We start from the raw sequence: 9,526 nt of genomic DNA, 5'->3' as shown, positions 1-9,526 counted from the left end.
GAAGTGGTCCTTATTTTTTATTCAAAAATAATCAAAGCCGGTGAAATTTTACTTGTCGTAAAATTTCACCGGCTTTTTCATTTCAGAGATGGGTTTTGTCCCAGCCTCTTTTTTACTGGCGGGACAATTTATGTGCCGATATTAGTGCCTGGCACCAATATGGTTGAAATGATTACTTTGGCTTGTTTATTATGTGATAAACAAGTAAGATGTTACAAGAGGTGAACATAATGGAACGATTACAAAAAATTATTGCCCAAGCAGGAGTTGCGTCAAGACGTAAAGCCGAAGAATTAATTCTTGAAGGACGAGTAAAGGTTAATGGAAAAGTCGTCAAAGAACTAGGAACAAAAGTAACACTAAATGATAAAATTGAGGTGAATGGGATTCCGCTTGAGAAGGAAAAGCCTGTTTATTTCTTATTGTATAAGCCAAGAGGAGTCATATCTAGTGTATCTGATGATAAAGGAAGAAAGGTAGTAACGGATTTGTTTCCATATATTGAGGAAAGAATCTATCCTGTCGGTCGTTTAGACTATGATACATCTGGTTTGCTATTGATGACAAATGATGGAGAATTTGCAAATATTCTAATCCATCCAAAATATGAAGTAGACAAGGTGTATGTTGCAAAGGTGAAAGGGATTCCGCTTCGTGAAAAACTAAGACAATTAGAAAAAGGGATTATGCTTGAAGATGGAAAGACAGCTCCTGCAAAGGTGAAGGTATTATCAGTTGATAAGAAAAAACAATCATCTATCATCGAAATCATTATTCATGAGGGTAGAAACCGTCAAGTTAGACGAATGTTTGATGCAATTGGTCATGAAGTGATTAAGTTGAAGCGTGAACGCTTCGGATTCTTAACGCTTCAAGGATTAGCGACTGGGGAATATCGCGAACTAAGCCCGCATGAAGTAAAGCAATTAAGAGCACTTGCTACAACAGAAGGCAACCGTCTGAAGAAATAAGCACAAAAACCTAACAAATAATAATTATAAAAAGACACATAAAGTTCACATTTGAACAACGTAGCCATAGTGATAAATGCTATAATATCATGTGTATTTAATGTAAAAATTAATGGGAGAGGTAGTATGAAAAAGTATCGTTTACTAGTTCGTACAGTGATACTGCTACTTTTAGCGACGGCTTTGGGATACACTCTTTATTCGAATTTTTTTGTTGAAAAAATAAAGGTATCTGTAGGAGATGTGGCTCCTGACTTTGTGATTACTGATATAGATGGTAATAGGCATCAATTATCAGAGTACAGAGGAAATGGAGTCATCGTTAACTTTTGGGGAACTTGGTGTAAACCATGTGAACGAGAAATGCCGTATCTAGAAAATCAGTACAATCTGTACAAGGATCAAGGGATTCAAATGATAGCAATCAATGTAGGAGAACCGAAATTTAGTGTGGAATCATTTGTTGATCAGTATGAGATGACATTTCCAGTTGGAATTGATAAAGGAAATGAACTTTTAAATCTTTATGGAGTTGATCCGTTACCAACAACATTTTTTATCGATAAAGATGGCCACGTGATTGATATTGTTTCACGAGAATTAACAGAAAGAATGATCCATGATTATATCGAACAAATTAAGCCATAAGGGGTTTTACTGATGAAACAAATAAAGTGTACATGTGGACATGCAAACCCACACGGTACAATCTTTTGTGAATCTTGCGGCAGAACGATTGAAGAAAAGAAGACTCAAAAATTGCTAGATATGCGTTACGAAGGTAGTGCTAGAAGATCACAAACCTATAAAAAAACATTTATAGATAAAATTTGGAATTTCTTCTCATCTGTAAAGGTAGGAGTTTGGATTATTGTAATAATACTAATTGCTTCAGCAATCGGAACGATTCTTCCACAAGAAATGTACATACCTCCGACTGCGACAGCTAATCCAAGTGAATTTTATCGCGATGAATATGGAGTTTTCGGAGTTTTATATTACCAATTAGGATTTCATAATCTCTATGGCTCATGGTGGTATATGATTCTCATTGCTTCTCTAGGTACGTCTCTTGTTATTGCTAGTATTGATAGAGTAGTACCACTATACCGGGCATTAAAAAAACAAGGGATCTCTAGACATAGTACATTTCTTAAGCGTCAACGTTTATTCAGCTCTACACCTGAGAGCAATGTGAAGGACAAGGAGTTCACATCAATCAAAGAGAATTTGAAGAAGAAACGTTATAACGTAAGAGAAGAGAATGGGAATATTCTTGCGGAAAAGGGACGATTTTCACGTTGGGGTCCTTATGTTAACCATTGTGGATTGATTATTTTTCTAATTGGTGCAATGCTGCGCTTTGTTCCTGGCATGTACGTTGATGAAGTGATGTGGGTTCGTGAAGGTGAAACAAATAATATACCTGGTACGGATGGGCAATACTTTTTGAAAAACGAACAATTTAAGATGGAAGTCTATGAAAAAGAAAATGAAAAAGATGTATTTGGAGATGCCATTGATCGAGTAGGGAATGGGATGGCAGTTAAAAATTATCAAACAGATGTCGTTTTATATGAACGAGATACGACAAAGGTTGCTGGAGATGACCTTAATCTGCAGAAAATAAAAGATTGGCAGATTCGAGTGAATGAGCCTTTAAAACACGAGAATTATGCATTGTATCAAGTTGATTTTAAATTGAATGAATTTAAAGCGATGTCATTTAATTTAATTGATAAAGAAACAGAAACTAGTCATGGAACGCTTACCGTTGATTTAAGAGATCCACAGAAAATGTACGAGTTTGACAATGGGTATTCTGTTGAGATGATTAGTTATTTCCCTGATTTTTATTTTGATACAGACGGTGACCCAGCAACAAGAACAAAAATACCTAATAATCCTGCATTTGTATTTAAAATGTATTCTCCAGAAAAGCCTGAAGGGGAAGTTGCCTTTGTGGCCATTCAGCAAAACCTTGAGCCTCTTGGGGATAATGATTATAAGCTTACATTTGCTGGCCTAGAAACAGCCAATGTATCTGGTTTGATTGTACGGAAGGATTTAACATTATGGATCCTTGCACTAGGTGGTTTAATATTTATGATTGGGGTAGTTCAAGGCATGTATTGGAATCATCGCCGCATCTGGATTCAAAAGATAGATGGAGAAGTGATGCTAGCAGGACATGCAAACAAGAATTATTTTGGTCTGAAAAAAGAAATGGAATTTATTGTGAGTGAGACGGGGATTACTCCACCAGTAGATCAAATAGATACGGAGAAATCAAAACAATTAGTAGAATCACAAAAGGTTGAAAAGGAGGGGTAATAAGGTGGCGACTTTGAGTGGAAATTTATTATATCTCGCGTTTATCGTTTATTTAATTGCTACCATATTCTTTGGTGGTGCCATTCGAGATAAGAAAAAATCTAATATTAATCGGTGGTCTCAAATAGGGATTATTTTAACCATCATAGGCTTTTTAACACAAACAGGTTATTTCTTCACAAGATGGATTGCTGCAGGACATGCACCAGTAAGTAATTTATTTGAATTTACGACGTTCTTTGGAATGATGATGGTACTTGCTTTTATCTTTATCTACTTTATTTATAAGACAAGTGTAGTTGGCTTATTTACATTGCCAGTGGCATTATTATTAATTGCCTATGCAAGTATGTTTCCAAGAGAAATATCACCATTAATCCCTGCATTACAAAGTGATTGGCTACATATTCATGTAACTACTGCAGCTTTAGGACAAGCAGTTCTTGCAATTAGTGCAATTACAGGGATCTTGTACTTGGTTAAAGTTGTCGACCAAACGGTCTCTAGTAAACGAACTTTCTGGCTTGAATCTATCATGTATACGCTAGTAATGACTGTTGGCTTTATTGTAATTTCAATTGTCTACAGTTCTATGGGGTATGAGAGTACCTTCTCTTGGGTAGATAAAAACGGACAAGATGCTGAAATGGTCTATCATCTGCCTGCACTTGTTACACCGAATGAAGGAGAGCTTCTAACAGATGGGAAGTTTCAATCTGGGCTAGAAGTTCCTGCGATTATTAGTGCAAGAAAGTTAAATACTGTAATTTGGTCATTTCTAGTCGGTACAATCCTCTACGGGATCATTAGACTAATCTTAAGAAAGAGAATTGGAGCTGCGTTACAACCATTAGTTAAGAATATGAATCTGGATTTAGTCGATGAAATTGGATATCGTTCAGTAGCGATTGGGTTTCCAATCTTCACATTAGGTGCACTGATTTTTGCCATGATTTGGGCACAAATTGCATGGACAAGATTTTGGGGCTGGGATCCAAAAGAAGTATGGGCACTTATTACATGGTTATTTTATGCGGCATTCCTACACTTAAGATTATCAAAAGGATGGCACGGAGAAAAATCAGCATGGCTTGCTGTAATTGGATTTGCTATCATTATGTTTAATCTTGTGTTTGTTAATTTAGTTATTGCTGGTTTACATTCATATGCATAACAATTATTTGTTTAAGATGCTTAAAGGTCCTGATAAATGATCAGGCCTTTTTTCATTTTGAGAAAATATGATAAAATTGTGTCGTAAGAATGATTATTTTTATCTTTTGTGACAAATGTTATAGAAGTTTGTGTCATATTTATGTACGATATTGGTGGAAAAGGTTTTCTATATATACATTGTATTAATTCAGTATTTGAAAATATTGTCAAATTCACTATTTGTAGAGTGATACAGTCTGGAGGGTTTTAAATGGAGAAAGAAGCAAAGATATTAGTTGTTGATGACGAGGAAAGAATTCGACGCCTATTAAAAATGTACTTAGAAAGAGAAAATTACCTCATAGAAGAAGCTGAGAATGGTGAAATAGCGGTTGAAAAGGCACTACAATCTGAGTATGATTTAATTTTGCTTGACCTAATGATGCCAGGTAAAGATGGGCTTGAAGTATGTAAAGATATTCGTGAAAAAAAATCAACTCCCATTATCATGTTAACGGCAAAAGGGGAAGAAATAAATCGAGTTCAAGGGTTTGAAGTTGGAACGGATGATTACATTGTTAAACCATTCAGTCCAAGAGAAGTGGTATTGAGGGTAAAGGCATTATTAAGAAGATCCTCTCCAACTTCATTTTTACAGGCAGAAACTACAACAAAGGATGTCATTGTATTTAGTCATTTAACAATTGATAATGATGCACACCGTGTAACTGCAGATGGGAAGGAAGTAAGCTTAACACCAAAAGAGTATGAACTACTACTTTTCCTTGCAAAAGCACCAGATAAAGTGTATGACAGGGAGCAATTATTAAAAGAAGTGTGGCATTATGAATTCTTTGGAGATTTAAGAACTGTAGATACCCATGTAAAGAGACTTCGAGAAAAATTAAATAAAGTGTCACCAGAAGCTGCCAAAATGATTGTGACTGTTTGGGGTGTAGGTTATAAATTTGAGGTAGTTAATGAATGATGTTTTGGCGAAGTATTGTAGGTAAGCTATGGATCACCATTCTATTACTCGTTTCTTTTGTTCTATTTATTCTAACGATATTGCTCCTAGAATACTTTGAGAATTATCATGTAAATGAAACGGAGAATGATTTATCACATCTGGCTACAAAGATTGCAACGACTCTTGAAACCTATGATGACAATGATGTTGCTAGAGCCATAGCGTGGGAATTTGCTGATGATGTAACAAAGGTTCTGATTATCTATGATGAGAACACATACTGGTATTCACCAGACTTAGAAACAATCGGAAATTTACCAATTTCTTATTTCATGGAAGAACCAACTTTAAGTAAGGTGTTTACTGAGGATATAAAGGTGAGTGAGAAGAAATATATCGATGATTCTGGAATGGATGCCAATTTTCCAGATGAAATGTTTATTGTTGGATCACCCCTTCACTTCGCTGGTGATAAGACAGGGGCAGTTTTCTTATATCAATCATTAAATATTGTTGAAGAGACGTCACGCAGAACAACTACATTTATTTATTTTGCTGCTGGTGTAGCTATCATACTAACAACGATTTTTGCATTCTTCTTGCTAACAAGAATTACTGCTCCACTACGAAAAATGAGAGAAGCAGCCTTCGAATTATCGAAAGGAAAATTTGATACAAAGGTGCCAATCTTAACAAATGATGAAATTGGTGAGTTAGCAACAGCATTTAATCAGATGGCAAGGCAGTTGAAATATAATATAAATGCCGTTAATCAAGAAAAAGAACAGCTTTCAAGCATTTTATCTAGTATGGCTGATGGTGTTATTACTTTAAATCGTGATGGGACGATTCTTATCTCAAATCCACCAGCAGAGCGCTTTTTACAATATTGGTATTATCAACAAGGGATGAAGAATAATTCTGAGGAAGAGCTACCTATAGAAATTAGAGAGTTATTTGAGAAGGCTGTTTCATTTGAAAAGGAACAAATTACTGAAATTAGTTTTCAAGGGAGAAATTGGGTAATTATTATGAGCCCACTCTATAATCAAACCTATATTCGTGGTGCGGTTGCTGTTCTACGCGACATGACAGAAGAACGAAGATTAGATAAGCTAAGAACCGATTTTATAGCAAATGTTTCACACGAGCTTCGTACACCAATTGCGATGCTTCAGGGATACAGTGAAGCAATTATAGATGATATAGCGAGTTCTGAAGAAGAGAAGAAAGAAATCGTCAAGGTCATTTATGATGAATCATTGCGTATGGGAAGACTCGTAAATGAGTTATTAGACCTAGCTAGAATGGAAGCAGGTCATATAACCCTTAATAAAGAAGAAGCAAATATTGACGAATTCTCTGATAAGATTATTAGGAAGTTTCAAGGACTTGCCAAAGATAAAGGCATTCATTTAAGCGCAATCAAAAATCAGCAAATGATTGGTTCATTGATAATTGATCCAGATCGAATAGAACAGGTTCTAACAAATCTGATTGATAACGCTATTAGACATACGAATGAGCAAGGGTCTGTCACATTAAATATTACATCGAAAGAAAATGGGGTTTTATTTGAGGTTTCTGACTCAGGTTCAGGGATACCAGAAGAAGACCTGCCATTTGTATTTGAACGTTTTTATAAGGCTGACAAAGCTCGTACAAGAGGTCGCTCCGGTACAGGATTAGGGCTTGCGATTGCTAAAAATATTGTCGATGCTCATATGGGAGAAATCTCCGTTCATAGCAAAATGAACGAAGGTACGACATTTACTTTCTTTTTACCTCGAAAAACTGAGTAATTTGAAAGCTGGTGCCGAAGATTCTTGTTTCATAAGAAACATTTCTAATTGGAAATGTTTCTTTTTTTATCTATTTGATAGACAGATCTCGGAAATATTGCTAAGATAAATTGAATTAAATATTATAATTAATAGGTGCTAGTTAGTTTACTAGCTTAAAAGGGAAGTCGGTGAAATTCCGATGCGGTCCCGCCACTGTATATGATTGGTTGCTAAAAGATACCACTGTCAATTTATTGATGGGAAGGTGTAGTATCCGATAATCATGAGCCAGGAGACCTGCCTATTAAGACACCAATTGGATTCTACGCGGATAGAAGGAGGTGTAAGGCATAGATTAGGTAGGATTTTATATTACTCTTACCTTGGATGCATTACAGCGATCTCCTTGTCATAGGAGATTTTTTATTTTGTCAAAAAAGGAGAAACGAAATGTCTAAAAAAATTGTAGCATCGTATATTGCATTTTTACTTATATTTGTACAATTAATTGTCCCTTTTCAAGTTCAAGTATTTGCTAATAGTACGAACGTAGCAAGTGTTGTAGTGGAAGGAAAGGGTGGGGAAGTACTTGACCAAGGTGAAGTTACGATTCAAATTGGTGACACGGCTCTTACATTACTTAAGAACTTAGTTGGCGAGGAATATATAGAAGTAAGTGAAACTAACTGGGGACCATCGCTTGATACCATTCACGGTTTGACTAGTATAGATACATTCTATTACTGGGCTTTTTATGTAAATGATGAATTTATGTCCGTTGGTTCGTCTGATTATATTGTTAAGGAAAATGACCAAATACGCTTTAGTTATACATCGTGGGCAGAAGCGACAGTATCTGTTGAAATTAACAAAGAGAAAGTAGTAGAGAAAAAGACAATTAGTATTGAAGATAATACGAGTATTATAGATGGGCTCATTCTTGCTCTTGGTGAGGAGAACGTTAAATATGAAGTACATGAAACCTATGGCCCTTATATTACTGAAATTAACGGAATCAAACCAGAAGGCACTTATTACTGGGCTCTTTATTTGAATGGAGAATACGCAGTTGATTTTAGATATGATGATCTACTAAATTTATCTGATCATTTAGAACTGCGATATATTTCATGGGAGGATCCATTAGATGATGAATCAACAGAGGATACTAATGATCAAGAGACTCTCGTGCCAACACCAGCTGATCCAAACACTGTTGATATTGATAAACTAAATAAAAATATTAAAGATAAATTAACTAGTACTAATGCTTTTATCCAGAATTCTAAGGTGAATACAGCATGGAAGGCAATTGCAGCTTCACAATATAATGGATCATTCTCAACTGACTATATTAATTATGAACGCCAGCAATTAAAAGACCGGGATGGGATATTTAGAAATGTAACTGATTATGAGCGAATAACTTTAGGTCTTGTTGCCTCAGGTATAGATCCAACAAATATTGATGGTTTTAATTTGATAGAGAGAATTTATAATAATGAAAGAATGGAGAATCAGGGTTTAAACGGACCAATTTATGCATTGATTTCATTAGATAGTAAGGATTTTGAAGTACCTTCAAGCGCACTGTGGACTAGAGAGCAACTAGTTTCTATTTTATTAAAAGCACAAAATAGTGATGGAGGATTCGGTCTTTATTCAGGGGCTTCTGATGTAGATATAACTGCGATGGCTTTAACTGCCCTCTCAAATTATCAGCAAGAAGAGCGTGTCCAACAAGCAATTAATAAAGGAATTTTGTGGTTAAGCTCCAAACAAAATGAAAACGGCGGTTTTACAGGACTAAATGGTGAATCAAGTGTTACAACTGCTGAAGTAATCATTGCATTATCAGCACTAAAAGTTTCACCGAATGAATCTACCCTTTTTTCTGGTGCGCTTGCTCATTTGTTAAAATTTGGATTAACTAGTGGAGAATTTAGCAATTATTTAGGAGATGCAGCCGATGCTATGGCAACAGAGAAAGCTTACCTAGCATTAGTTGCATATCATCAATTTCTATTAGGAAAAGGGTCTATCTATGACTTCTCAGCAACAGCTGTTGTAGACCCACCGCAGGAAGAACAAGTGGTACAAGGCCCAGAAGAAACTGGTGATACACAAATAGAGGAAGACCAAATTGTAGAAGTTGAAAGAGAAAATAATAAAGAATCAACAAAAGAAGTAGATGGATATAAATTACCAAATACTGCGACGAATGTGTATAATTTTCTTGTACTAGGTCTAGTATTAATGGTTATTGGTTTGATTGTTTACACATTTGCAAATAAAAGAAAGATGGCATAATT

General features: G+C 35.5%; 8 protein-coding genes and 1 riboswitch. All 8 genes read left to right on the top strand.

All coding sequences use genetic code 11. The features are described 5' to 3' along the window. The coding region (locus F7888_RS22720; RefSeq protein ID WP_225228824.1) for a hypothetical protein at positions 1-225 on the top strand (225 nt) is incomplete at its 5' end. A gap of 5 nt (positions 226-230) precedes the next feature. After that, on the top strand, positions 231-971 hold the full coding sequence (rluB, locus tag F7888_RS15310) for a 23S rRNA pseudouridine(2605) synthase RluB (RefSeq protein ID WP_191780904.1): 741 nt from the start codon (positions 231-233) through the stop codon (positions 969-971). 126 nt (positions 972-1,097) lie between these two features. Beyond that, entirely contained in the window at positions 1,098-1,619 is a 522-nt protein-coding gene (gene resA / locus F7888_RS15305) for a thiol-disulfide oxidoreductase ResA (protein WP_191780902.1), read from the top strand. Between the two features lie 12 nt (positions 1,620-1,631). Beyond that, positions 1,632-3,305, top strand: coding sequence for a cytochrome c biogenesis protein ResB (gene resB / locus F7888_RS15300; RefSeq protein WP_191780900.1), 1,674 nt, complete (start codon positions 1,632-1,634; stop codon positions 3,303-3,305). Between the two features lie 4 nt (positions 3,306-3,309). Then, entirely contained in the window at positions 3,310-4,479 is a 1,170-nt protein-coding gene (gene ccsB, locus F7888_RS15295; RefSeq protein ID WP_191780899.1) for a c-type cytochrome biogenesis protein CcsB, read from the top strand. Between the two features lie 252 nt (positions 4,480-4,731). Beyond that, positions 4,732-5,448: a response regulator transcription factor gene (locus tag F7888_RS15290; protein WP_191780897.1), complete on the top strand. Its 717-nt coding sequence runs from the start codon at positions 4,732-4,734 to the stop codon at positions 5,446-5,448. Continuing rightward, positions 5,445-7,232 carry an ATP-binding protein gene (locus F7888_RS15285; protein ID WP_191780895.1) on the top strand — a complete coding sequence of 596 codons (1,788 nt, stop codon included), beginning with the start codon at positions 5,445-5,447 and terminating at the stop codon, positions 7,230-7,232. Before F7888_RS15290 ends, F7888_RS15285 begins: the two co-directional genes overlap by 4 nt. Before the next feature lie 116 nt (positions 7,233-7,348). Then, positions 7,349-7,533: riboswitch (cobalamin riboswitch) on the top strand. Between the two features lie 131 nt (positions 7,534-7,664). Next, the gene (locus F7888_RS15280; protein WP_191780893.1) at positions 7,665-9,524 is read left to right on the top strand and encodes a DUF4430 domain-containing protein; all 1,860 of its coding nucleotides are present in this window, start codon (positions 7,665-7,667) and stop codon (positions 9,522-9,524) included. Positions 9,525-9,526: the final 2 nt, after the last annotated feature.

The organism is Litchfieldia stipae, from assembly GCF_014837155.1.
Classification (GTDB): Bacteria; Bacillota; Bacilli; order Bacillales; family Bacillaceae_L; genus Litchfieldia.
This window is presented reverse-complemented; position numbering and strand designations above follow the sequence as displayed.